General features: G+C 57.4%; 1 protein-coding gene. It reads right to left on the bottom strand.

Features of this window, described 5'->3' with window-relative positions; genetic code table 11:
- Window positions 1-223 (bottom strand): hypothetical protein (locus KO533_RS22865; RefSeq protein ID WP_219256200.1); only part of this gene is annotated, 223 nt, incomplete at both ends.

The raw sequence follows: 223 nt of genomic DNA, 5'->3' as shown, positions 1-223 counted from the left end.
CGGCCAGTGTATCCTTGCGCAGCATTCGCCTCAGGCACTTCTATCGCAGGGATGTCTTCCGTAGGCACGCCATCCGTCTGTGACATTGAAGGCGTGTTTGTGGTCTTCGCCACGACAGGCGGACGAGCAGGTGTCCCCCCATTCGTAGGTGTTTCTGCGACGACTGTAGGAACATCAGTTTGAGTGCCATCATCCGCCACCGATGGTGAACCGTTGCCCATCA

The organism is Shewanella sp. NKUCC05_KAH, from assembly GCF_019345585.1.
GTDB classification, from domain to species: Bacteria; Pseudomonadota; Gammaproteobacteria; order Enterobacterales; family Shewanellaceae; genus Shewanella; species Shewanella oncorhynchi.
Note: the sequence above shows the minus strand (reverse complement) of the source record. Positions and strands in the feature narration are given on the sequence as shown.